Annotated in this window: 29 protein-coding genes; 10 read left to right on the top strand and 19 right to left on the bottom strand. The window is 59.6% G+C overall.

The features are described 5' to 3' along the window. Positions 1–5 precede the first annotated feature (5 nt). The 19 genes from ACOYW1_RS16280 to tmk all read right to left on the bottom strand — a co-directional run bounded on the left by ACOYW1_RS16280 (position 6) and on the right by tmk (position 14,502). Positions 6–500: a cytochrome c oxidase subunit 3 gene (locus tag ACOYW1_RS16280; RefSeq protein ID WP_482423622.1), complete on the bottom strand. Its 495-nt coding sequence runs from the start codon at positions 498–500 to the stop codon at positions 6–8. Continuing rightward, complete coding sequence (locus ACOYW1_RS16285) at positions 454–606, bottom strand: hypothetical protein (RefSeq protein WP_482423623.1); 153 nt, start codon at positions 604–606, stop codon at positions 454–456. The genes ACOYW1_RS16280 and ACOYW1_RS16285 overlap by 47 nt, the downstream gene beginning before the upstream one ends. Then, the gene (locus ACOYW1_RS16290; RefSeq protein ID WP_482415651.1) at positions 603–2,243 is read right to left on the bottom strand and encodes a cytochrome c oxidase subunit I; all 1,641 of its coding nucleotides are present in this window, start codon (positions 2,241–2,243) and stop codon (positions 603–605) included. Before ACOYW1_RS16290 ends, ACOYW1_RS16285 begins: the two co-directional genes overlap by 4 nt. A 148-nt stretch (positions 2,244–2,391) precedes the next feature. After that, complete coding sequence (locus ACOYW1_RS16295) at positions 2,392–2,592, bottom strand: hypothetical protein (protein ID WP_482423624.1); 201 nt, start codon at positions 2,590–2,592, stop codon at positions 2,392–2,394. Between the two features lie 100 nt (positions 2,593–2,692). After that, positions 2,693–3,232: a thioredoxin domain-containing protein gene (locus tag ACOYW1_RS16300; protein WP_482423625.1), complete on the bottom strand. Its 540-nt coding sequence runs from the start codon at positions 3,230–3,232 to the stop codon at positions 2,693–2,695. After that, on the bottom strand, positions 3,229–3,768 hold the full coding sequence (locus ACOYW1_RS16305; protein ID WP_482423626.1) for a DOMON domain-containing protein: 540 nt from the start codon (positions 3,766–3,768) through the stop codon (positions 3,229–3,231). Before ACOYW1_RS16305 ends, ACOYW1_RS16300 begins: the two co-directional genes overlap by 4 nt. 11 nt (positions 3,769–3,779) lie before the next feature. Beyond that, entirely contained in the window at positions 3,780–4,208 is a 429-nt protein-coding gene (locus ACOYW1_RS16310; protein WP_482423627.1) for a DUF2231 domain-containing protein, read from the bottom strand. A gap of 466 nt (positions 4,209–4,674) precedes the next feature. Continuing rightward, positions 4,675–5,331: a class I SAM-dependent methyltransferase gene (locus tag ACOYW1_RS16315; RefSeq protein ID WP_482418868.1), complete on the bottom strand. Its 657-nt coding sequence runs from the start codon at positions 5,329–5,331 to the stop codon at positions 4,675–4,677. 98 nt (positions 5,332–5,429) lie between these two features. Beyond that, positions 5,430–6,068 carry a DNA translocase FtsK gene (locus ACOYW1_RS16320; RefSeq protein WP_482423745.1) on the bottom strand — a complete coding sequence of 213 codons (639 nt, stop codon included), beginning with the start codon at positions 6,066–6,068 and terminating at the stop codon, positions 5,430–5,432. Then, on the bottom strand, positions 6,032–7,672 hold the full coding sequence (locus ACOYW1_RS16325) for a DNA translocase FtsK (RefSeq protein ID WP_482418869.1): 1,641 nt from the start codon (positions 7,670–7,672) through the stop codon (positions 6,032–6,034). The genes ACOYW1_RS16320 and ACOYW1_RS16325 overlap by 37 nt, the downstream gene beginning before the upstream one ends. Positions 7,673–7,678: 6 nt before the next feature. Next, the gene (locus ACOYW1_RS16330; protein ID WP_482418870.1) at positions 7,679–9,358 is read right to left on the bottom strand and encodes a ribonuclease J; all 1,680 of its coding nucleotides are present in this window, start codon (positions 9,356–9,358) and stop codon (positions 7,679–7,681) included. Between the two features lie 139 nt (positions 9,359–9,497). Then, complete coding sequence (locus tag ACOYW1_RS16335; protein ID WP_482418871.1) at positions 9,498–9,830, bottom strand: hypothetical protein; 333 nt, start codon at positions 9,828–9,830, stop codon at positions 9,498–9,500. A 215-nt stretch (positions 9,831–10,045) separates the two neighbouring features. Next, on the bottom strand, positions 10,046–10,231 hold the full coding sequence (locus tag ACOYW1_RS16340; RefSeq protein WP_482418872.1) for a 4Fe-4S binding protein: 186 nt from the start codon (positions 10,229–10,231) through the stop codon (positions 10,046–10,048). Between the two features lie 193 nt (positions 10,232–10,424). After that, positions 10,425–10,811 carry a hypothetical protein gene (locus ACOYW1_RS16345; protein WP_482418873.1) on the bottom strand — a complete coding sequence of 129 codons (387 nt, stop codon included), beginning with the start codon at positions 10,809–10,811 and terminating at the stop codon, positions 10,425–10,427. Positions 10,812–10,813: 2 nt separating this feature from the next. Beyond that, positions 10,814–11,293, bottom strand: coding sequence for a hypothetical protein (locus ACOYW1_RS16350; protein ID WP_482418874.1), 480 nt, complete (start codon positions 11,291–11,293; stop codon positions 10,814–10,816). A gap of 50 nt (positions 11,294–11,343) precedes the next feature. Next, entirely contained in the window at positions 11,344–11,682 is a 339-nt protein-coding gene (locus ACOYW1_RS16355; RefSeq protein ID WP_482418875.1) for a CysS/YqeB C-terminal domain-containing protein, read from the bottom strand. Between the two features lie 21 nt (positions 11,683–11,703). Further along, positions 11,704–12,702 carry a cysteine--tRNA ligase gene (locus ACOYW1_RS16360; RefSeq protein WP_482418876.1) on the bottom strand — a complete coding sequence of 333 codons (999 nt, stop codon included), beginning with the start codon at positions 12,700–12,702 and terminating at the stop codon, positions 11,704–11,706. Next, positions 12,627–13,727 (bottom strand): PLP-dependent cysteine synthase family protein, encoded by a 1,101-nt coding sequence (locus ACOYW1_RS16365; protein ID WP_482418877.1) that lies wholly within the window; start codon positions 13,725–13,727, stop codon positions 12,627–12,629. The genes ACOYW1_RS16360 and ACOYW1_RS16365 overlap by 76 nt, the downstream gene beginning before the upstream one ends. A 127-nt stretch (positions 13,728–13,854) precedes the next feature. Continuing rightward, positions 13,855–14,502, bottom strand: coding sequence for a dTMP kinase (tmk, locus tag ACOYW1_RS16370; RefSeq protein WP_482418878.1), 648 nt, complete (start codon positions 14,500–14,502; stop codon positions 13,855–13,857). A gap of 462 nt (positions 14,503–14,964) precedes the next feature. On the opposite strand from tmk, the gene ACOYW1_RS16375 reads away from it, so the two are divergent. From ACOYW1_RS16375 to ACOYW1_RS16420, 10 genes are all read left to right on the top strand, one after another. After that, entirely contained in the window at positions 14,965–15,330 is a 366-nt protein-coding gene (locus tag ACOYW1_RS16375; protein WP_482418879.1) for an LptA/OstA family protein, read from the top strand. Positions 15,331–15,354: 24 nt separating this feature from the next. Beyond that, entirely contained in the window at positions 15,355–17,226 is a 1,872-nt protein-coding gene (locus ACOYW1_RS16380; RefSeq protein ID WP_482418880.1) for an LPS-assembly protein LptD, read from the top strand. Positions 17,227–17,309: 83 nt separating this feature from the next. Further along, on the top strand, positions 17,310–17,828 hold the full coding sequence (gene nusG / locus ACOYW1_RS16385; protein WP_246317822.1) for a transcription termination/antitermination protein NusG: 519 nt from the start codon (positions 17,310–17,312) through the stop codon (positions 17,826–17,828). Positions 17,829–18,032: 204 nt separating this feature from the next. Further along, a complete protein-coding gene (locus ACOYW1_RS16390) occupies positions 18,033–18,308 on the top strand; it encodes an HU family DNA-binding protein (protein WP_092211940.1) in 276 nt (91 codons plus the stop codon). Between the two features lie 206 nt (positions 18,309–18,514). Beyond that, complete coding sequence (locus tag ACOYW1_RS16395) at positions 18,515–18,826, top strand: hypothetical protein (RefSeq protein ID WP_482418881.1); 312 nt, start codon at positions 18,515–18,517, stop codon at positions 18,824–18,826. Further along, complete coding sequence (locus ACOYW1_RS16400; RefSeq protein WP_482418882.1) at positions 18,801–19,532, top strand: DNA polymerase III subunit; 732 nt, start codon at positions 18,801–18,803, stop codon at positions 19,530–19,532. The genes ACOYW1_RS16395 and ACOYW1_RS16400 overlap by 26 nt, the downstream gene beginning before the upstream one ends. Positions 19,533–19,684: 152 nt before the next feature. Then, positions 19,685–20,494 carry a PSP1 domain-containing protein gene (locus tag ACOYW1_RS16405; protein ID WP_180143215.1) on the top strand — a complete coding sequence of 270 codons (810 nt, stop codon included), beginning with the start codon at positions 19,685–19,687 and terminating at the stop codon, positions 20,492–20,494. Between the two features lie 135 nt (positions 20,495–20,629). Next, positions 20,630–22,564, top strand: a complete 1,935-nt coding sequence (gene metG / locus ACOYW1_RS16410; RefSeq protein ID WP_482418883.1) for a methionine--tRNA ligase — start codon at positions 20,630–20,632, stop codon at positions 22,562–22,564. A gap of 167 nt (positions 22,565–22,731) precedes the next feature. Continuing rightward, positions 22,732–23,514, top strand: coding sequence for a penicillin-binding transpeptidase domain-containing protein (locus ACOYW1_RS16415; RefSeq protein ID WP_482418884.1), 783 nt, complete (start codon positions 22,732–22,734; stop codon positions 23,512–23,514). A gap of 7 nt (positions 23,515–23,521) precedes the next feature. Then, a complete protein-coding gene (locus ACOYW1_RS16420) occupies positions 23,522–24,115 on the top strand; it encodes a penicillin-binding transpeptidase domain-containing protein (RefSeq protein ID WP_482418885.1) in 594 nt (197 codons plus the stop codon). Positions 24,116–24,434: the final 319 nt, after the last annotated feature.

Below are 24,434 nucleotides of genomic sequence, written 5' to 3' on the forward strand. Positions count from 1 at the left end.
TCTCCTTAAAGGACCAGGTAAAAAAGTGGGAAGATAAAGATCCAGGCAAGATCCACAAGGTGCCAGTAGAGCCCGGCGTTTTCCAGGAAAACGTGATTTTCCGGCGTGATACGTTCCCTTGACACCAGCACAAAGGCCACGGTGAGAACGGTCATGCCGATGACGATATGAAGGCCGTGAAGGCCGGTGATCACATAGTAGAGCCCGAAAAAAATATTGCGGCCCGGCTCTCCGTATACCAGGTCATCGGAACCCGGGTAGATGCCCTCATGAATTTTGTGCCCCCATTCGAAGTACTTGTTCACCAGAAACACGAGGCCGCAGAAAATGGTGGCGCCCACAAGGATCAGCCCCAGCTTTTTCTGGTCTCTCTGCACGGCGGTAATGGACGAGGCTACGGCACAACTGCTCACCAGGAGGATCAGGGTGTTGGCAGCGCCAAAGAGCCGGAACCTAGGAACCTTTTCCCCCTTGAATAAAATCCCCGGGGTACTTGGCAAGGTAGACGGCGTAGAGCACAAACAGCCCGCCGAAGAGAATGATCTCGGTATAGAGAAAAAGCCACATGCCGAGACGCTTTCCTTTGTGATCCGTGGCCTGCCTCATGAGACCTCCGCGTCACCGGCCTTAGCCTTGACGGCACCGATACCGGTAAAATCATACGGGTAATCCGGGACCTCCGGGTCCTGGATGAAATTATGCAACGGCGGCGGCGACGGCACTGTCCACTCCAGGGTGGTTCCGCCCCAGGGATCGGCGGCAGCAATGCTGCCCCGTTTGACAGACACCATCAGGTTCGCCAGCATCAGCACGAGGCCCGCCAGCATAAAAGCCGCACCAAAGCCCGCCACAAAATTACCGGCCTCGTACTCGGGCAGGTAGTCGTAGTAGCGCCGCGGCATGCCCTGGAGCCCCAGCACAAACATGGGCACATAGTGAAGGAAAAAGCCAAAGGTCACCAAAACCGCCGCCCAGTAGGCCGCCTTAAAGTCATACATCCGCCCGAACATCTTGGGCCACCAGTGATGAAGGGCCGCAAAAAAGGCAAACCCGGTGCCGCCGAACATGGTGAAGTGGAAATGGGCCACCACAAAATAGGTATCGTGAACATGGATATCGGGACCGGCGGCCCCCAGGACCAGGCCGGTGAGCCCGCCCACGGAAAACAGGTAGATGAAACAGAGCCCGAAAAAGAGCGGCGGGGTCATGAGGATGGACCCTTTGTAGAGAGTGGCCACCCAACTGAACACCTTGATGGCCGACGGAATGGCCACGAGAAAAGTCAGCAGGGAAAAGACAAACACCGCCGTATCGCTCATACCGCTGGTGTACATATGGTGGGCCCACACCAGGGAGCCCACCACGGCAATGGCCAGGCTGGAAAAGGCCATGGCCTTGTAGCCGAAAACAGGCTTTCTGGCAAAGACCGCCATCACCTCGGAGATCACCCCCATGCCGGGCAGGATCATGATGTACACGGCCGGATGGGAATACATCCAGAAGAGATGCTGGTAAAGAATGGGATCCCCCCCTTTGTCCGGGTCAAAGAGCCCCACCCCCAGGAAACGCTCCACGATGATCAAAAGCAAGGTGATGGAGACCACCGGCGTGGCCAGGATCTGAACCCAGCTGGTGGCGTAAAGGCTCCAGGAGAACAGGGGCAGCTGGAGCCATCCCATCTTTTCGCTTCGCATCCGGTGGATGGTGGTAACAAAATTGATGCCCGTAAGCATACTGGCCAGCCCCAGCACAAAGGCGGCAAACACAGCGGTGGAGACATTGCTGTTGGTGCCCACACTGAAGGGGACGTAAAAGGTCCAGCCCGTGTCCGGTGGGCCGCCGATGAACAGCGTGGACAGAGCCAGGACCCCGCCGATGACGTAAAGATACCAGGAGAGCAGGTTGAGCTTGGGGAAAAAGACGTCGTCGGTGCCGAGCTGGATGGGCAGGATGAAGTTGCCGAAAATGGCCGGAATGCCCGGGATGATGAAGAGAAAAATCATGATCACCCCGTGGAGGGTGAACAGGGCGTTGTAGGACTGGGCACCCATGAGGGTCTCGCCGCGGAACATCAGCTCCAGGCGCATCAGCCCGCCCAGGAACATGGCCACCACGAACCAGAAAAGGATCACGAAGAGATACATAAGCCCGATGCGCTTGTGATCCGTGGTGATAAGCCAGGAGAGCACGCCCTTGAAGCGGGGCGGTGCCGGTGTCTCGAAAAACGAGGGAACCTGTTCCATCTCTGATCTCCGATCTCCGTTTAAATGGCAATCCACACAACATGAAAAAGGGCGATTCTCCATCCCCCCTCTCACCTATAACCTATGACCTCTTGCCTATGACCTCTCACCTATGACCTCTTACCTGCTTTTCCTATCCCCTGCCTTCCTACACCCTCTCCCTTCGCCGCCCCTTGGGCCCCAGCACCAGGTAGAGGAACATGAGCCCCACAAGGGTGAGGATCAGGGTACCCATGGACCGGTAGATATTCAGCACGTAGCTCCCCAGTTTTAACCAGTCAAAACAGAAGGTCACCACCTTGCGGATGGAGACCGACGCCATGCCGCGGGCGGCCTCCTGCAATCCCATTTTGATGTCCGCCGTCAGAAAGTCGGGTCCGTAAAGGTATCGGATGATTTTTCCCCGGGGAGCCACGGCAAGGGCCACATTGGGGTGGGCATAGGGGTTATTAATTGGTAAATCGGTAGCCCATGGAATCGCAGATCCGTGCGATGCTTTCGGGGTCACCCACCAGAAAGGTCCAGGCCTCCTCGGGGTAGCCGTCCCCCAGGATGTTCATGTACTGGGCCTTGGCCCGTGCAGCATCCGCAGGGGTCTCTTCCCGTGAAAAGCTCAAGGTCACCACCCGGTACTCCATGGCCGGAAAAAGGTCCAGGTCCCGAATCGCCGTGGCCATGGACGCAAGCAGGAGACTGCAGGACCGAGGGCAATTGTAATAGGCGGGAATCAGGAGGGTCGGAAGGTCCAGCACCTCTTCGAGGTTGACGGCCTCCCCTTTTTCATTCCAGAGCTTGCCCTCCGTGTAGAGGGTATCGCCTGGTTTTTCATCCACCCCCACATCCACGGCCGTCGACGACTCCACCATGACCATGGGCGCGTCGCCATGGTGCAAAGCCCCATGGTCCATCTCATCCTGGGAGAGACCGCGGGAGGCCCCAGCCGCCACAAGGACCAGCACACAAAGGGCCATGGCCGCCGCCCGGCTCACTTGACTTTCTCCGAAGCACCCGTGGACAGGGTTACCTGGTGCACCGACCTGAATTTATGGACAGAGCGAAAGCTGTCCCGGCCGCCTCCCATGCCCAGCAGCACCGTGGTCACGCCTTCGGGATCGAGGTCCGTGTCGTTTGCGTCTTCGGTCTTCAAGGGGATGGTAAAAAAGATCTCCGTGACGCCGCCCTTTTCGGAACCGGCAATATCGGTGGTGTTGTTTTCACCGCCGGATTTTGTGTCGGCCTTGTGGTTGCGCTCAGTGTTTCCGATGTGATCGGTGACCTTGACCTTCCCGGACTTCACATAGCCCATGATGAAGTTCGCGCCTTTCATCATCTTTTCCGGGTTAAAGCCAACTCCTACCCAGCCCGTGGTCCTGCCCGTAAGTTTCACGTGGAGGGTCTCCCCGCTCACCGTCCAGCTGAACGTCATGGGGCCGTCTTTCAGGGTGTACCTAAATTGATGGGTAGCCGGAGAGGAAGCCCCAGCAGAACAGACCGGAAGCATGATCCAGAAAGCCAACCGTTTCATAGCGTCCTCCGTCAACCGTCCGAAATGAGTTCGCCACCGGAGAACCCCAAGCCGATGACATTGGCAATACCCAGGACATACAAAAAGCTCCGCAGGTCCACCCGCGGTGTCTCGGGATCGTCCAGAACCACGATGAGGATCAGAAGCACCGTAAGGATCACGGCCAGTACCATTTTCAAGCCGATGAGGTACTCCCACTCTCCCCCGTACCGGTGCTGCCAGTCCATCCACCCCACAATGATCGTGGGTGGGGTGCCCAGTAGTCCCAGCACCGCACAATGGTAACCGGTCCGGGCCAGTTCCTTCATGGGGGAAAGGATGGCTGTCACGCGAAAAATCAGGGCTCCCATCACAAGCCCCATGGGAATATGGGTTGCCGCCGGATGCAGCGGATGGTGAAACCCGACGCTCTCCAGTAAACCGTAGATGAACTCGACCATCGTAACCACCTCGCAGATTGGGTTGTGTGACAGCCTGAACAGTGGGTAACAAAACCGCCCGAAGGTGAGTGCCGTCCGCTCACAGCGGCCGGATACCCGGATCGGTTCTTGTTAACAAAGGGATATCCGTCAAGGTATCCCACGCATGGAAAGGTAAAAAAGGAAATGACACACGAAGGACTCGGCGAGTCGAAAACAACGCAGCGCAGAGGCTCGGAAAGGAAGGAAAAACAGGGGCCGTCATGTCTTGAAGCCCGGTGCAGGGCTCCGGATGAGGCCCACGCAGATGGACATAGTTTATCAGAGTGAGCACAGGTGAGCAACACCCTTCATGCCCAAGGAAGGGCACACCGCCGTGGAGTGCAACGGAGAGGCATCAGTCGCCTGGAATCCGGTCAGCGTTGCACCATCGGCCTATGCCCAAGGGTGTCCGGTGGGGAGCAACGCTGTCCGGGCTCGCTGAAACCTAATAATCTTTTTCCGGGAGATCCGGCGGAAGCACCCCACAGGGGTAGCGCCTGAGAACGCCGAGGGAGCCCGTGCGTTCCAGCACCTCGAACTGCCCGGAGGCAACGGCCATTTTATAGATGTGGTGGGGGGCCTGCCCGCCCTCTTCGATGGAGTCGTAGATGTCATGGATCAGGAGGTAACCGCCGGGCACCACGTGCCTTGCCCAGCAGGCATAGTCGTTGTAAGCGGCCTCGTAGGTGTGACCGCCGTCGATGAACACAAGGCTCAAAGGAGTGGCCCAGAACCGCGCAGCCACTGTGGACTTCGACACCATGGGGACCACGGTGTCATTAAGCCCGGCCCGGTCCATGGCGTTCCGAAATACGGCAAAGGTGTCCACCTTCTCCTCTTCGGCGTTCCAGAGGTCGGCATCAAAAAACATTTCGCCTTTCTGCTGCTCCTCCGAGCCCCGGTGGTGGTCCACGGCAAACAGCACGCTGCCTGCCTGGCGACAGGCCTCGCCGATCCAGAGGGTGGATTTGCCGCAGTAGCTGCCGATCTCAAGGCAGGGCCCCATCTTTGCCGCCTCGGCGGCAAGGGTGTAAAGGCGTGTGCCCTCTTCAATACTCAAAAAGCCTTTTACGCTGTCGATCAATGATCTGTCCAAAGCCATACAACACCAACTTTCCTCAAATGTCAGATAAAAAAAGGGGCACCCTTGACGGGATGCCCCGATCACATCAATGAAATAATGTCACCCGGCAGAAAGCCCTACTCGTCATAGGATGCCACCAGGATCTCCCGGGACTTGGAGCCGTCGGCAGGGCCGATGACCCCATCACGCTCCATGGCCTCGATGATGCGGGCAGCTCGGTTGTATCCGATACGCAGGTGACGCTGGACGCTGGAGATGGAAGCCTGCCGGGTTCGGGTCACCAGGGCCACGGCTTCGTCGTATTTTTCATCGTACTCCTCGTCGCCTCCCTCGGCGGCAGCCGCCTCCGGGGGCGTGTCGAGAATGGAGGTGTCGTAGCCCGGTCCCTGCTGCGCCTTCCAGAAACTGATAAGCTCACTGAGCTCGTCATCGGAGATAAAGGCCCCGTGGATTCGCATGAGCTTGGCCGTGCCCGGCGGCAGGTAGAGCATGTCCCCCATGCCCAGGAGGTTCTCCGCCCCGTTGGCGTCGATGATGGTCCGCGAGTCGGTCTTGGAGGAGACCTGAAAGGAGATACGCGTGGGAAAGTTCGCCTTGATGATACCGGTGAGGACATCCACGCTGGGCCGCTGGGTGGCCAGGATAATGTGAATACCCGATGCACGGGCCATCTGGGCCAGGCGGGTCAGGGCCACCTCCACATCCCGGGAGGCCACCATCATGAGGTCGGCAAGCTCGTCGATGATAATGACGATCTGAGGAAGCTCTCCGGAGGCTCTGTGGGTTCCGGCGGTACCTGGGCGCCTTCGGCATCCTGGGGGGCCGGTTTTGCGGGCCCTTTTTTCTTGGCTTCCTGGGCGAGTTTCTCGGCTTTTTTGTTGAACTGGTCGATGTTCCGGACCTTGTACTGGGCCAGGAGTTCGTAGCGCCGCTCCATCTCCCGAACGGCCCAGAACAGGGCGTTGGTGGCCTTTTTCATGTCCGTGACCACCGGGGTGATGAGATGGGGGATGCCGTCGTAGACGGAGAGCTCAATGCGCTTGGGGTCCACCATGATCATGCGCACGTCGTCCGGGGTGGACTTGAACAGCAGGCTGGAGATCATGACGTTTAAGCCCACACTCTTGCCCGCGCCCGTGGCACCGGCGATGAGCAGGTGGGGCATCTTGTTGAGCTCGGCGGAAACAGGGTTGCCCACGATGTCATGACCGAGGCACATGCACAGCGGGGACTTGGACTTGATGAAGCTGCTGGAGGTGACGATCTCCTTGAACCACACCTTGCTCCGGACATCGTTGGGCACCTCGATGCCGATGGCGTCCTTGCCGGGGATGGGGGCCACGATGCGGATGCTGATGGCCCTGAGGGCCAGGGCCAGGTCATCGGCCAGGTTCACGATCTTGTTGATCTTCACCCCGGGGGCGGGCTTGTATTCAAAGGTGGTGATCACAGGGCCGGGGGAGACCTCGGACACCTTGCCCATCACCCCGAAATCCTCCAGCTTCTTCTCAAGCTGCACCGACAGCATGCGCAGGCTCTCGTTGTCGATGACCGCCCCCTCTTCTTCGACGGGGTCATTGAGAAACGAGATGGTGGGGAGCCGGTACCCCTTGGTCTCGCCGGGGCTCATGAAGCTGAACTCGGCCTGCTGGGCCACGGTGGCGGTGTGGGCCTTTTTGGGCTTGACGCTCTTGATCTTCACCTCGCAGGCATCGGCCGGTGTGCTCTTGGCCACCTTGCGGTTGGCCTTTCTCTCCTTGACCTTGGCGGTCTTCACACTCTTTTCCAGGTCTTTTTTTACCTTACGGCGCGCCCTGTGCTCCTGTGCTTTTTTCCAGCGGCCCCTCATAAAGTGGTAGAGGGCAATAAAGGAGAACCCGGTGGAGAGGATCAGGCCGATGAAAATGGCCACGCTGATGATGATGAGCCCCCCGGTGAGGTTGGTGTATTTCAGGAGCGCCCCTTTGAGCATGCTCCCAATCAGGCCCCCTGCGGGGAACCGGTTGTCAAAGAGGATATAGTAGTCAAGGCCCGAGACCATGGCCAGGAGGGTACCGGTGGCAAAGACCAGGATCACGCCGCCCCCGGAGATAAAATAGAGGCTCTTTCCCTCACGGTTGCTCAGGAAATGGACGCTGGCGATGAGCAGCAGCACGGGGATCCAGAAGGCCCCCATACCGGCGAGCCCGATGAGAAACCCGGCGATGTGGGCCCCCAGGAGCCCGAAGAGATTCTTGACATGGGCGGACGACGCCCCGGCATGGTTGATGGACGGGTCGGTCCAGTTGTAGGAAACCAGGCTGATCAGGGTCAACACCACAAGAAAAAACAGGAGGGTACCGGTGATCTCTTTTCGCATCCGAATCTACAGCTCCATGATGACGGGAACGATGATGGGTCGGCGCTTGATGGTAAAGTTGAAGTACTGGCGCAGCGCCTTTTGAATCTTGGACCGGATGAGATCCGTGCGGTTGGGGGCGTCCATGCCCACCTCCTCCACCACCTCAAGGATGACGCACTGGGCGTCGTCCAGAAGGTGCCCCGTGGCCGTCCAGAAGACAAACCCCCGGGAGACGATCTCAGGGCCGTACACAATGACCCCGGTCTCTTCGTCAAACACGATGGTCACCACCACCAGTCCGTCCTCGGCCAGCATCTGCCGCTCTTTCAGGACGCTGCGCCCCACGTCCCCCACCCCTTTGCCGTCCACCAGCACGCGGCCTGTGGCCACCTTGCCGTCCAGGCGGGCGCCGTCGTCGTCAAAGGTGATGATGTCCCCGTTCTCGGCCAGGACCACGTTCTCCTCGGGAATGCCTGCGGATTCGGCCAGGCGGGCGTGGTGCACCAAATGGCGGTATTCGCCGTGGATGGGGATAAAGTAGCGGGGCCGGGTCAGGTGCATCATGGTCTTGAGCTCTTCCTGATGGGCGTGGCCCGACACGTGCACCGGCGCGGTTTTTTCGTACACCACGTTGGCACCCAGGCGATAGATGGTGTTGATGATCCCTGCGATGGCCTTCTCGTTACCCGGGATGATCTTGGATGAGAAGACGATGGTATCGTCTTTCCGGATCTTGATGTGCTTGTGGTTTCCGGCGGCCATGCGGGCCAGGGCGCTCATGGGCTCTCCCTGGCTCCCGGTGGTGATGAGGATCAGGCGGTTGGCCGGGAAATCGTTGCTCCGACGGATGTCCAGCTCCATCCCCTGCGGGATATGAAGACCCAGCTCCCGGGCAATTTTCACGGATGCATCCACGGAGCGTCCGCAGAAGACCACCTTGCAGCCCTTTTTCTCGGCAATGTCCACGATCTGCTGGATGCGCGCCACGTTGGAGGCGAACAGGGCCACCACGATGCGCCCTTCGGCGTCAAAGGCAATGCGCCTCAACGAATCGGCCACCTCGCCGTCGGAGATGGTGTAGCCGTGTTTTTCCACGTTGGTGGAGTCGGACAAAAGGGCCAGGACCCCTTTCTCCCCGTAGCGGGCAAAGCTGTTGACGTCGGTCATGGTGGACTCGTTGCCCGACAGGTTGATCTTGAAGTCGCCGGTGTGGACAATCACGCCCCGGGGGGTCCGTACAGCCAGACCCACCCCGTCCACCGTGGAGTGGCTCACCCGGATGGGGTCCACCTCAAAGGGACCGATGCGGAGCAGCTCCCCTGCGTGGAAAACATTGAGGGAGGAGGAGCCCAGGCCCGCCTGTTCTTCCAGCTTCCTGCGCACCACGCCCAATGTAAAGGAGGTGCCGTAGACCGGTATGTCCACCTCTTTTAAAAGGTAAGGCAGGGCCCCGATGTGGTCTTCGTGGGCATGGGTCAGGATCACAGCCAGAATGCTCGAGGCGTTCTGCTTGATGTAATCCATGGACGGAATCACGATGTCGATACCGAGCATGTAATCTTCCGGAAACATCAGCCCGGCGTCGATGATGATCGCGTCATCACCGTACTCAATCACCATCATGTTGAGCCCGATCTCGCCCAGTCCTCCCAGGGGAATGATTCTCAAGGCCTTGTCGCCTTCCGGTGATACATTGTGTTCCATCTATTCACCCAGTCTCGTGATGTTGATTGATGATCTTGTCAAATGTGTATGATAATGGCCATCCATAGCCAAAGACGGCAAAGATGGGTGTTGCGTGTCTCCCATGCCGTCGGCACGGGGAGCGAAAGGGTCCATGACGCTAACAGAGGACCCCGGCCGCTTGGAAGAGTTCGTCCATGCGCCCCACAAGCCAGAGAAACTGTTGATCTGTCGCGTAGCCGATACAGGGGCAGGTGACCTTTTTTCGTGTCCGGACAAGCAGTTCGCAGGAAAGGCTGGTGGGCCCCAACTCCAGGGCAAAAACATGGGGGGCGCAGTCCGTGTGTTCCCGCTGCACGTCATTGAGCAGTCCGCCGTCCAGGGGAAGCCAGTAAAGATCTCCCAGGGCCGATCTCTCCAGGTTGTCGTCCAGCCAGGCTTTGATCTTGTCGTAATCCTCGGGTCTCAGTTCATCAATGACATACTGTTTCATAAACCAAACAATTCCGCTTTTAAGAGATATGTATAAAAAACCGACGTATCACAAAATGCTCTCCCGGGCAAGGTGGATGTTCACCCTCTGCAGGTGCCGGAAGCACAAAACCACGTGTTTTCAAAAGAGGATCTGAAAGGCGTGTACGAAAGGGGCGGGAAAAAAAATCCCCGACAGCGCCGGAGCACGTCGGGGATTCATGAAAAAAACGTCAACTAGTTTTCTTCAACAGTAATCGCGTCGGATTCGCAAACTTCAATGCAGCTTTCGCAGCCAAGGCACTCTTCTGCGTTTGCAGCGCTGGACTTGCCGTCCTTCATCTCAAATATCCTGCGGTCGCGTGGCTCACACTCTTCGCAACCGGTGCACTTGTCGACATCTACTTTAGGTTCGAAACCCATCTTAAAGCCTCCTTAAAAAATATTCAGTTATATTCTCACCCAAACTAAAATCAGGCTGAAAACGCCTGAAAATAATCTGTCCTGACGAAGTCAGATCTATTCATTATATATTTTTCAGGGGCTGTCAATATGGTTTTTAAAAAAGTAGCATCCATAAAAAGCCCCTTGCGCAATCACTAGTCCAGGGCAATCTCTAGCAAGAACGAAGACCACATCTTCTTATTTCAGAACCTTGAACAGTCCGATCCTGCAGGGAAACATTTGTTCCGCGAGCAAACCGGTTAAATAGATTGTACGGGTGTTCACCACGAGCGATGCATATCGTGAACGTGACGGGCACCCCACCGTCATCGGACCCCGTTTCCAGGGGGACTCCCGAAGGGTCCCCGGCAAACAGGGCTTCCAGGCTTTCGCGCCTCAGGCCCACGCCCCGGAGCACCCCGAGCTCTTCCAGGGCAATGCCTCCGTGCTCCGCCACCAAATCCAGGGCTTCCCGGCTGGTGGTGACAAAGAGGCGGTCCGGGCAGGCCTCCCCTTCGGCTGTGAAGAGGCTCCCCCAGGCAGAGAGGCGCTGCATCATCTTCACCTCCCCGCCGCCTTTTCTCGCGGGATTCGACGGCTTCGGCCGTCCGCCACCTCTCCTTTCAAGGTATCCAGAAGCGCCTGCTGCCTGGCGTCGATGCGGCACAGGTCGTCATCCAGATCCCGGTGCCTCAGGTCATACTCTGCGGCCAGACTGAGAAGGGCCCGGGCCGTGGTCACGGCATCGGCCCCCTCGTTGCGGGCCGTATCGCCCTTGATCTGGCGCTGGAGTTCACATTTGATCTGGGAGGCGAGCAGCTCATCCAGAGGGTCCACCCGCTGGCCCAGTCCACGGGCATAGGTGGCAAGCCCCTCCCCATGGATTCCGCTGAACTGCCGCCAGTCGGCCAGCAGGGCACACAGGCGCGCTTCCTCTTCAGGGGAGGGACCAAGGGCTGTAACCCCGTCGGGGACAGGGTCTGCGGTCGATGCCTTGGTGATGACCACCTCGTCGAACAGCGGCGTCAGCACCTGGGCCACGGCATCGCTCATATGGGTATGGGGAAAGTATGGTCCACGCGCATCATTATTCAGTAATCCTCCGATGTTAAATCATCTTTCTTTAAGGTATGCGCCGCTTGCTGCGGCATCAAGACCCATGTACCGTGCACGGCAAAATCGCCACCTTCGTCGACCCGGGCGTCCCGAACGGTAACCCCCATGGCCTCCAGGCGGTCACGCAGGGCATCGGCCCGGTCCCACGCCCCCATCTCCCTGGCCCGGTCCCGCTCAGCCACCAGGGACGCCACCTCATCGCGACAGGCTCCCTTTTCATCCGAAAAGTCAAAGACCCCGAGGACCTGATTCACATCCCGAAAAATCTTGAGAAGCTCCCGGGCGCCGTCCGCGTCGATCCAGCCGTCGCCCAACAGGGCGTTGATCCGCCGGGATCAGCCAAATATAACCGCCAGGCAGCGGGACACGTTGAGGTCGTCGTCCATGGCATCAATGAGGCCCCGCCGGATATCGTAGACAACCTGGTCCAGGTCGGTGAAGGGACGCCCGGACTCCCGCGCCATGAGGGCATGGATGCAGGCATCAATCTTGGCAAGGGCCTTGGCCGCCTCCTCCAGGCGCTCCCGGGAAAAGTTCAGGGGCTTGCGATAGTGCCCGGACAGAAGCCAGTACCGCAGGACACGACCGTCAAAGCCCATGCCCCGAATATCCTCCAGGGTCATGCGTTCGCCGTTGCCCGCCATCTTGCGGCCACGGACCAGAACCCGGTCGCAGTGGAGCCAGAACCGGGCCAGGGGCTCGCCGGTGAGGGCCCGGGCTATGGCCTCTTCGTTTTCATGGTGGGGGAACAAGAGCTCCCGGCTGCTGGTGTGAATATCGAAACCGCCCCCCAGAAACGCCATGGAGATGGCCGCGCACTGCACGTGGAGGGAGGGCCGAACCCGCCCCCACCGGGTGGCAATGCTCACACCCATCTCACGCTCCCGGCCCCGGGTGCGTTTAAAAAGGGTAAAGTCCCGGGGGTTCTCCTTTTCATATTCATCCAGGTCCACGGTGGCCCCCAGGCGGATCTTCTCCAGATCCACCCCGGACATACTCCCGTAAGTCTCCACCTGGGAGATGTCAAAGTAGACGGACCGCAGCTTTTCGTAGGCCACTCCTTTTTTAAGGAGCTCCTCGGTGACCGATACCATCTTATCCACGTGATCGCTCACCTTGGGACAGGCTTCGGGGGCCTTGATGGTCAGAGCGGCAAGGTCCTTGTGGAACAAGTCGATCCAGTGGCGGGTAAATTCAGCCAGGGGCACGCCCTGCTCCGCAGCACCGGCAATGGTCTTGTCGTCCAGGTCCGTGATGTTCACCACATGGCGAACGGCAAACCCCCGGTAGCCCAGATAGCGGCTGAGAAGGTCCGAGAAGAGAAAGCGGCGCATGAGGAAGGGTCGAGTCGCTGATGGACCGTGGGGCCGCAGGAGTAAAGGGTCACCACCCCGGGATCTTTGGGGGCGAACATCTCCCGCCGACCGGTGCGGGTGTTGTACAGCATGGGCCCGGGCTTGTCCTTGACGGAAAAGAGATGCGTGGAGAGATACCGTTCCCCGCCGTCAGGCAGGATCACCACCACGGTCCCCGACTCCATGGCCTCAGCCTCCTTGACGGCGGCCACCATGGCCGCCCCGCTGCTCATGCCCACAAAGAGCCCTTCTTCTGCGGCAAGGCGCCGGGTCATCTCAAAGGCCTCGTCGTCTTCGACGTTGACCTTCTCGTCCAGACGGCTGCGCTCATCATAGGGGGGTTCATTGGCCTCCTTCATGTTCTTGAGACCCTGGATGCCGTGGCCCAGATAGGGTTCGACCCCCACAATACGGATCTCCGGCCTGTACTCTTTCATGCGCCGGGAGAGCCCCATGAGGGTCCCGGTGGTACCCATGGAGGCCACCACGCAATCCACCTGCCCCTCGCACTGCGCCCAGACCTCCGGGCCGGTGCCGTGGTAGTGGGCCATCCAGTTGGCCGGGGAACTGTACTGATTGCTGCGGTAATAGATCTCGGGGTGCTCGGCCACCAGCCGGGTGACCTCGTCGATGGCCCCGTCGGTGCCCAGGTGGCCCGGGGTGAGGACAATCTCAGCGCCCCTTGCTCGAAGGATCTTCTGGCGCTCCTCGCTCACGGCCTCGCTCATGGCCAGCTTCAGTCGGTACCCCTTCACCGAGCAGACCATGGCCAGACCGATGCCCGTGTTGCCGCTGGTGGCTTCGATGACCGTCTTGTCCGGGGTCAGAGCCCCGGTTTTCTCCCCATACTCGATCATGGACAGGGCGGCGCGGTCTTTGATGGAGCCACCGGGGTTGACATACTCAAGCTTGGCAAGGATACGCACGCGGGGGTTGGGATTCAAGCGCGTCACCTCCACAAGGGGGGTGTTGCCGATGGCATCCAGAATCGTATGGGTCGTCATGGTCTCAGCTCTTTTCATCCCTCAGCCCGGATATTTCATGAAAAAAACGGGCTATTTGCAATTATTTAATACCATTAGAGGTGGTTGCTGTGAAAAAATTAGGCATTTCAAAAACACAAAATGTAATTCACGATTTTCTCACCCTTCGGGCGAGCCGTTCATCAATGGCCCGTGTCACGGCCTCGGTTACCTCATCGGGAGAGAGGGTGGCATCAATAATCACAAAGCGGTCGGGCTCACGGCGGGCAAGGGCCAGGTAGCCGGCCCGGACCTTCTCGTGAAAGGCCAGGGCCTCCTGCTCAAACCGGGATTCAGCGACGGTGCGGTCCCCCGCCTCAATGGCGGAGATGGCCCGCCCCAGGCCCACCTCGAGGAGTCCGGAGATGAGGGTCAGGTCGGGCCGCAGCCCTTTAAGCACCATGCCGTGGATCTTCTCAATCACCTCAAGATCCAGGCCCCGGGCATATCCCTGGTAGGCGGTGGTGGCATCGAAAAAGCGGTCGCTCACCACCACGTCACCGGCCTCAAGGTGGGGAAGAACCCGCTCCCCCAGGTGCTGGGCACGGTCGGCCGCATAAAGGAAAAGCTCCGCAAGGGAGGTAAGTTCACGGTTCTCCGGGTCCAGAAGGATCGCCCGAATTTTCTTACCGATGGGCGTATCTCCGGGCTCCCGCGTGGTGATGCACCGGCGCCCCAGCGTCTCCAGGTGGGCCGTTATCCGTTTTATCTGAGTACTCTTCCCAGAGCCCTCAATCCCTTCAAGGGTAATCAGCATAGTCGTTCCTCAACTCATTTCCGGTGGCTTCGTTTCCACGCAATGCGGCATGTGCCGTACAGTCCCCGCCCCATGTTCAACTTGACTTTTCAGGGTATTCGGGGTTTATAACTCGGGTGGTCTCGAAAACGCCCCGTCGGCACGTCTAAAGGACAGGGGCCGGACCGACCCACAGGGCAACGGTATACGCACCCGGTAAATTCAGCAATACTCTTCAACGCCACGGCATCTTCTTCCTCAGGCAATGAGGAGATGCAGGGCGTTTCAGCCCGTGACTTTTTTCGAGGGCATCATACGTGATGGCCGGGGAAAAATCAAAGCCACACTTGTTCTTCGACGCCTCGACGTCGGTCGGATCCCACAGGGCCCGTCCACCGGGGCACCCTGGGCCGTCACCGGCCGGAGACCTCAACCCAGCCCCTTAGTCATTTGGGGTGACAGACGACACAGGCACGCTTCAACATGGTCTTTCCGCACAGATTCACATGGTTTCTCCTGCTAAGCATCCTCACCCTTACGGTTCAATCCGCCTCTGCCGCCCCCACGCCCGGCAAGGCCCCGGTAAACATCACCGCGGACAGCCTGGCCCATGACGCGGCCAAAGGGGTCTACGTCGCCGAAGGCAACGTCCTGGTCACCGACGGTTCGGTGACCCTCCACGCCGACCACGTGACCTACCACATCCAGGAAGGCACCGCCGAGGCCGAGGGCGATGACCTGGAGACCGACAAAGACGGCCGCCCGGAGGCCGCCCATCGCCTGCGCCATCGACTCGCCAAGCACCATCACGACGAGCAGGTGTTCATCAAGCATCACCGTACCTGGTGATCCCGGCGCACCCGCTGCCGAAGGGTGAGGACGACGCCCGCCGAAGGGTCGCGCATCACCGCCTGCGACAGCAAGGCCGGACTGGTTCGGTCCATCACCGGTCGCAAGCTGGACATCACCATCGAAGGCTACGGCACGGCCCACCACGTGATGCTCAAGACAGCCGGCCTCCCCGTAATCTACACCCCGTACCTCCTGTTCCCCGTTAAAATCAAACGGCAGACAGGCCTGCTGGCGCCCCTTGTGGGCTACTCCTCACGCAAAGGCCTGGACATCATCCAGCCCCTGTTCGTCACCATGGGCGACAGCATGGACGCCACGGTCTACACCAACTACATGACCGAACGCGGCCTCCGCGGAGGCGTTGAGTTCCGGTACATGGCAAGCGCCCTGTCCAGGGGGATCTTCTCCGTCGAAGGCCTCGACGACCAGAAAATCGACGACGGCACCAGCGCCAACTCCGATTACGGGTACGACGGCTCCCCGGACCGCACCAACACGGACCGCTACTGGTTCCGCGGCAAGGCCGACCAGGAACTCGGCGGCGGGTTCAAAGCCAAACTCGATCTGGACTGGGTCAGCGATCAGGATTACCTGCGGGAGTTCAAGGACGGACCCGGGGGCTTCGACGCCACCCAGGACGAGATGGAAGAGTTCATGGGCCGAACCCTCGACGACTACACCGACACGGTGAGGACCAACAAGCTCTCGGTCACCAAAACCACCAACGCCTTCACCGCCAGCCTCGCGGGCATCTGGAACGATGACGTCGTGGCCCGCTCCCAGGACACCGAGGACTCCACCCTCCAGCAGCTTCCCACCCTCACCATGACCCAGTCACGGACCGCCCTGGGCACCACACCCCTCCAGGTCTCCGTCACGGGCGGGGCCACCAGCTTCTACCGGGAAGACCTCACCGACGCCCTCTACGACGGCGAGCGCACCTACGTCCTGCCGAAGGTCTACATGCCCTTCAAGGTGGGCGCCTTTTCCGTGGATCCCAGCGCAGGGGTGAAAGGCCTCTGGTGGGATATCGACACAAAAGATTCAACCAATGCCCTTTCCGGGACCCATTCCGCCGCCGTTCCCGAGTTCACCACGGACATCTCAACGGAGTTTTACCGGATTTTCAACACAGATGCCGACTGGGCGGACAAGGCCCGCCACCGCATCAAGCCGACCCTGACCTACGACTGGCAGGATCGCCTGGAGGAGTCCGAGTACCCGCGCTTTGACTCCATTGACGAAATCGACGGCAAAAACCAGATTACCCTGAAGCTGGACTCCATCCTGACCTCCAAGAAAAACGGCGAGGGCATCCCCGTCTACCGGGATCTCCTCACCGGAACCATCTCCCAGACCTATGATATCCAGGAAGAACAGGAGTCCGATCCCACCAAATGGCGCAACGGCCTCACCCAGGAACCCTTCAGGCCCTTTTACGCCGAGCTGATCTTCAACCCGGCCATGAACCTCTACTTCAAATTCGACGGCACCTGGAGCTGGTACGAATCCGAAATGCTCACCCAGAACACCGCCCTGATCATGGGAACCGAAGAGACAAGGCTCTTCAGCATCAGCCACCGAAAAAAGCGGGACCCCCTGGAGAGCATCCACGAAAGCCTGGGCATCACCCCGTCCACCAGCTACGAGTCCACCAACAGCCTTGTGGCCCGGTTTAAAACGGGCCTCTTTGACCGCATCACCCTGGACTGCGACTACGAGCGGGACATCGAGGAAAACGAAGACATCAAGAAATCCGTAGGCGTCACCTACACCTCCTCATGCTGGTCCCTGTTCACCCGGTATGAAGACTCCACCGACGACACAAAAATCGTCTTCGGCGTGGAGCTGACCGGCCTCGGCGGCTTCGACAGCAGCTACGACGCCAACTGATCAAGACAACAGAACTGCGCGCCGCCCCCTCCTTATTGGGAGAACGGCGCGCCAACCCATGACACCTTTTTGAGGATCTTCACATGACGATTATCACCCCGACGGATGAGATGTGGTACGCCCTTCACACGCGGAGTCGATTTGAAAATGTGGTATTCGAAAACCTGACCAAGAAGTCCTTTGAGACCTTTCTCCCCAAAATGAAAAAGCCGAGCCGGCGAAAGGACCGCCGTGTGGTCCTGGATGTCCCGATTTTTCCCGGCTATGTCTTTGTCAAGGCGGGGCTTACCCCTGAGAACCACCTTTCCATCCTGAAGACCATCGGCGTGGTCCGCGTCCTGGGGAGCACCCGGGGACCGGTGGCCATCCCGGAGGAGTCCCTCTCCTCCCTTCAGATCATGGTCTCCGCCGGGGAAGAGATCTTCACCGCCGCCACCTTCCTGGAAGGGGAGGCGGTCATCGTGACCCGGGGCCCCTTTGAGGGGATCACGGGCATCTTTGCCAAGAACCTCGGCCAGGGCCGGGTCATCGTCAACATTGATATCCTGGGGCAGTCAGCAGCGGTCCATGTTTCCGACACGGACATCGAACGCGTCCCGTAAAACAAGGTTTAGAACGCCCCGCCCCTTGCATCCCCGAGGGTCGGGGCCGTCGAAAAATCAGGGGATTTCACTTTTTTCCACAATCCGCTCAAAACTTCTCCATAACCCCTTGACTTGCTATGGATTTACGTTTATTTAAGAGCGATGCAACGCCCGCGAGGCGTCCAGATTGAAAGATAAGTCTTAGTATTCTAAGGAGGATGTATGAATAAACTGGAGCTGATCTCCACACTGAAAAACGAAGCCAATATCTCCAAAGCGGAAGCTGCGGAGGTTGTACAGATCTTTTTTGATTCAATGACCGACGCCCTGACCCGCGGGGACCGCGTAGAGATTCGCGGCCTCTGCTCTTTTTACGTCAAAGAGTACAAGAGCTACACCGGCCGCAACCCGAAGACCGGCGACAAAGTGCTCATCAGCCCCAAAAAGCTGCCCTTCTTCAAGTGCGGCAAGGAGCTCAAGGAGCGCGTGGACTACTAGCGCCCCTTTTTCCGGGTATGGCACCGCCCGCCGACAACGGCTCGGCGGTGTCCCCGACTCCCGTCGGGACAGCTAAGGCACTGCCGGGACGGCCGGCAAAGGCAACCGCCTCACAGCCGTCCCGAGTCACGTGCCGTTTTTTTTGAGAAAAAAGGCGGTTTTCACCCGGAGACCCCGCGTCATCATACTCACAGGTGGCACCATCTATGTTAGAACACTTCCCAGAACAGGAGCAGCCACTTTCCGCCCTCCTGTCCATGACACGTCACGACACCCTCCCCCACGCCCTGCTCTTCTCCGGCCCCGCCGGAACCGGCAAGGCCGAAGCAGCCCTTACCCTGGCCCAGATCCTCAACTGCCAAAGCCCCGACACACCGTCGGAGCCCCAGTGTCACCCCCTCTTCTCCCTTCGCTGCGGCACCTGCCGAAGCTGCCGTAAAATCGAGGCCGGAAGCCATCCGGACATCCGGGTTATCGAGCCGGACGGCACCCGTGCTGGAATTTTCGCAGATCCGTGATCTATGCAATACTCTGCTTGCAAAACCGCTGGAGGCAACCCATCGGGTCATTGTGATCCGGGAGGCGGGCCACATGAACCGCGAGGCAGCCAACGCCCTTTTAAAGGTGCTGGAAGAGCCTCCGGCCGGGACCTTTTTCATCCTGACCACCTGCCAGCCTTCGGAGCTTTTGCCCACGGTCCTGTCCCGGTGCCAGCTCGTCGCGTTTCGGCCCCTTGAACAGGAGACCGTGGTACGATGCCTCACGGCAGAGACGGACCTGCCCCGGCAGCAGGCCGAAGCAGTGGCCGCCTTAAGTGACGGCAGCTATGCCCGGGCCCTTGAGATGGTCTCGGGGAAAGGCGGCGTGGAGGCCTGGCTTGCACAGCGCAACTGGCTCTTTACGGCCCTGCCCCTGCCGGGACGGGGAGATCTCTCCCATGCACTGGCCTTTGCCGAGGTGCTGGGAAGGGACAAAGAGAAGGCCATCCGGTCCCTCTCACTGGTCGGGCATTACCTCCACGACCTGATGGTCTGTAAACTGGACCCCGGGCGTGTGGTAAACCGCGACCTTATGCCGCAGTTGGAAGCCGATGCGGCCCGATTCGAGATGCCACGGCTCACCGCCATGGCCGACACGGTTCGGGACACCCTTCAGCGCATCGACGGCAACACCGTGTTGCGGCACACCCTGGAGGTGATGGCGTTGAAGCTGATGCAGAGCTGATCGCTTTCGGCTTCCCCCAATTGTCGTGCCCCTTTGCCTCGGCAGGCTGCACCGCAGCCTTACTTACGCCGTGCACGAAGGGGCATACGTGCTTTTCCGCATGCCCATGCGGCAAGCAGCCTTTTTTCACCCAAGCAGTGTGGCACAGACCTATGGAAAAAGTAGTCGGCATTCGGTTCAAACCGGCCGGAAAAATATACGATTTCAACAGCGGTCCCTATGTCCTCAACGTGGGCGACAAGGTGATCGTCACCACCGAGCAGGGGCTCGGCTTAGGGGTGGTGGCCACCCCGCCGGAACCCCTGGAAAAAAAAGAGACCGGCAGCCCTTTGAAAAAGGTGTTTCGCCTGGCCACGGAAGAGGACGTCAGGCAGCGGGAGAAGAACATCCTTCTCGAAACCGAGGCCCACGACTTCTGCCAGCAGCAGGTGGAAAAACTCGGCCTGGAGATGAACCTCTTTGCCGTGGAGAGCACCTTCGACGCCAGCAAGCTCACCTTTTTCTTCACGGCCGACGGACGCGTGGACTTCCGCGAGCTGGTCAAGATCCTTGTCCGTCAGTTCCGCCTGCGCATCGAAATGCGCCAGGTGGGCATCCGCAACCAGGCCAAAATGTGCGGTGGGCTCGGTCGATGCGGCCGGGAGATCTGCTGTTCGTCCTTTATTGAGAAGTTTGAGCCCGTCTCCATCAAAATGGCGAAGGAGCAGGGACTCTCCCTCAACCCCACCAAGATTTCCGGCCTCTGCGGACGGCTCATGTGCTGCCTGACCTTTGAAGACGCCACCTACAAGAAGCTCAAAGAGCGTTATCCCAAGGTGGGAAAATTCGTCACCACGGACAAGGGCCGCGGCAAGGTGATCCGTCACAACGTCATCTGCAACCGCCTCACCGTCAGGCTCGATGAGGGGGGCGAGTACGAAGCCGACCTGGACAACGTCAAACCGGACAAACCCAGAGGATAAAAAGCCTTACCCGGCAAGGCGCCCTTCATGCACCCGGCGGTGCCGTCACGACTGCCCGCCCGGTGCCTTCAGGCCCCTTTGCGCAGCCGGAGCCTGCGGGCACGACCCAGAACAGAACCAACAGAGATGAGATCCATGAACCAGACCGATCCTTTTTATATTACCACGCCCATCTACTACGTTAACGCCAAGCCCCACCTGGGTCATGCCTACACCACCATCGCAGCCGACGTGGTGAGCCGCTTTCACAAAATGCTCGGCGCCGAGACCTTTTTCCTCACCGGCACCGACGAACACGGGGACAAAATCGCCGAGGCGGCTGAAGCCAACGCGTGCAGCCCCAAGGAGTACGCCGACCAGATCAGCGCCCTCTTCAGGGACCTGTGGCCCAAGCTTTCCGTTGAAAACGATCACTTTATCCGTACCACCGACGAAAGCCACAAAAAGGTGGTGGCCGACATCCTCCAGAAGATCTACGACAACGGCGACATCTACTACTCGGAATACGAGGGCCTCTACTGCGTGGGATGCGAGCGTTTCTACCTGGAGCGTGAGCTGGTGGACGGCAAGTGCCCGGACCACAAAAAAGAGCCCAAGCGCATCAAGGAGTCCAACTACTTCTTCCGCATGGGCAAGTACCAGCAGTGGCTCATCGACCACATCGAGGCCAACCCCGACTTTATCCGGCCCAAGCAGTACCGCAACGAGGTGCTCTCCTTTTTAAAGGAGCCCTTAGAGGATCTCTGCATCTCCCGGCCCAAGTCGCGCCTCACCTGGGGCATCACCCTGCCCTTTGACGAAAACTACGTCACCTACGTCTGGTTCGACGCCCTGCTCAACTACGTCTCGGCCCTGGGATATCCCGAAGACGACAAGTTCGCCACTTTCTGGCCCAAGGTGCAGCACATCGTGGCCAAGGACATCCTCAAGACCCACGCCATCTACTGGCCCACCATGCTCAAGGCGGCAGGGCTCTCCCCCTTCAACACCCTCAACGTCCACGGGTTCTGGAACATGGGCGACGCCAAGATGTCCAAGAGCCTCGGCAACGTGGCCAGCCCCGATTACCTGCTGGAGACCTACGGCGTGGACGCCTACCGGTTCTTCCTCATGCGGGACATGGCCTTCGGCCACGACTCCAACTTCTCGGAAGAGGCCATTGTCAAGCGCATCAACTACGACCTGGCCAACGACCTGGGGAACCTCTTCTCCCGTGTGGTGGCCATGAGCTTCAAGTACTTCGGCGGGGTGGTTCCCGAGCCCGATGCCGCCCTCATGGACGAACTCTCCCTGGCCGGCGACGCGGACGCTGCCCGCGAGGCCTTCCGCACCGAAATGCCCCTTTTCGCCTTTGACCGGGCCCTGAAAGGGATCTGGACCTTTGTGGGCCGCATGAACAAATACGTGGACGAAACCGCACCCTGGGACCTGGCCAAGGACGAGGCCCAGGCCCCACGCCTGAAGACGGTCATGTACAACCTCCTGGAAGGCCTCCGGGTGGTGGCCGGGCTCATCTCCCCGGTCATGCCGGGCACGGCAAAGGCCATGCTGGAACACCTGGGCACAGGGGACACCCCCATGCGCCTCTCCTCCTTTGAGACCTGGGGCGCCCTTGCCCCGGGCGGTGCCATCACCAAGGCCAAGGCGCTCTTTCCCCGCATCGACCTGAAGGCCTTTGAAAAGGCCCAGGCCAAGGACAAGCCCGCCCCGGCCAAAAAGGCCCTGGCAACGCCCCTCAAGCCGGAGATCAGCTTCGACGACTTCCAGAACCTGGACCTGCGCGTGGGAACGGTCCTTGATGCCGAGCCCATTCCCAAGGCCAACAAACTCCTCAAGGTCACCGTGGACTTGGGGGAAGGCACTCCCCGCACCGTGGTGGCGGGCATCGCCAAAAGCTACACCCCGGAAGAGCTCAAGGGAACCCAGGTGGTGGTGGTTGCCAACCTGGCCCCTGCCACCCTCATGGGCGTGGAGTCCCAGGGCATGCTCCTGGCCGCCACCAAGCGCAAGAACCTCTCCCTTGCCACCTTTGACGTGGAGGGTTTGAAGCCGGGAACACCCGTTAAGTAATCGTTTCGCCGCCTTGACGAAAAAGGCGTGGAGACATGGACACGGCGTCAGCCCGAAGGCCCTTCGGGCTGACGCATCCCGGCTTGCGAAGCCGGCTCAACACCTGCTGCCCTTGTATGCTTGGTTTTGGGGCGCCTGACACTATCACGACACCTCCGACGAGACCTATGCGACAGCAAAAACAGGACTGGCGAGCTTACCAGCAGAGCCTGAAGCAACGCCAAAAGATCAAAGAACGATCCAAAAGCTTTAAAAAAGGCGCCTTGCGCGGCCTTGCAGGCGGCGCCCTGGTGGCACTTGTCGTGGCCCTGGCCATCGTCGTGGCGCCCCGGGTCAAAGAGACCTTCACGGCAGCGCCCCCTGCCCCGGAAGAGAACCCCAATCTCCTCAGCCAGGACAACCTGAAAGGCCTTCTCGCCCCCAAGTCCCTGGCCCACCTGGATCACAAGGTGCTTCAGGTTACCCAGGGAGAGCAGGAACTCACGGTCACCACCACCCTGGACCTGGAGCTCCAGGCCCTTCTTATCAGCGAATTCAAACGCAATATTGCCCGAAAACGCGGCACACCGCGTTATGTGGCTGCAGTGGCCATGGACCCGGCCACCGGACGTATTCTCTCCATGGCCGGCTTCAGCAAGGACGAGGGCATCACAAACCCCAGCCTTGAAGCCGCTTACCCCGCCGCCAGCATCTTCAAGATCATCACCGCCTCAGCCGCCGCAGAAAAGCTGGGCCTGACCCCCCGCAGCACCCTCTCTTTCAACGGGGGGAAGTACACCCTCTACAAGCGACAGCTCAACGAGAAGAAAAACAAGTACACCAACACCATCTCGTTTCGGGACTCTTTTGCCCAGTCCGTGAACCCGGTCTTCGGCAAGCTGGGCGCCCTCAAGCTCGAACCTGTCGGGCTACGCGGACCGGTTTCTCTTCAATCAGGACATCGCCTTTGACCTGCCCGTGGAAAAGAGCATCCTTGCCATCGGGGAAGAGCCCTACCAGTGGGCGGAGGTTGCCTGCGGATTCAACCGGGTAACCCGGATCTCTCCCCTCCACGGTGCCCTCATCGGCGCCACAGCCGTCACCGGCGGGAAGATCCCCGCTCCGTACCTCGTGGACTCGGTGACAACGGACGGAGGCGAAGAGCTCTCCGTGCCTCGCCCGCCGACCCTGGGTCGCGCCGTGCCCCAGCAGGTCTCCTCCACCCTCAATGAGCTCATGCAGCGCACCATCCGCTCCGGCACGGCCCGCAAAAGCTTTGCCGGGTACCGCAGAGACCCTGTCTTGAAAAACCTCACCCTTGGCGGAAAAACAGGGTCCATCTCCAACAAGGCCCGCGATGTGCGCGTGGACTGGTTCGTGGGATTTGCCAAAGAGAAAAAAACGGGGCGATCCATGGCCATCGCCGTGGTGGTGGGGCACCAGGCGTACATAGGGACCCGGGCCAGCGCTTATGCGCGAAAAGCCATCACCTGCTACTTCAGCCACCCCCCCGAACCCGACAGGTCCCACATCGCCGAAGCCCGGCAGGCGACCTCCCCCGGCGACAGCTGAGCCACCCAACGGCCAGGAGAAGCTGGGCCGGTTTTTTTGGGGACCTTGGCCCTCAAGCTGTGGTATAACTCAAAAGATAGCGCGTTCCGTAACCATGAGAACGACAACCGCCACGGACCCCATCCAGACCCCGTGATGCATTCGTTTTTTTGATAAAAAGCTCCGCAAAAAATTTTCCTGATACAGGTGCGAACATGTCGAAATTATTTCGGCGGAGCCTTCAGCGGCTTAGGCAAGGCCTGTTTATCAAAGGGTTTTAAATGTTTGGCCTCCGGAAGAGCCACAGGAGGCAGCAGCAAGATGAATCGGTACGTTTTTT

This window comes from Desulfoluna sp. CYM3A (assembly GCF_056829965.1).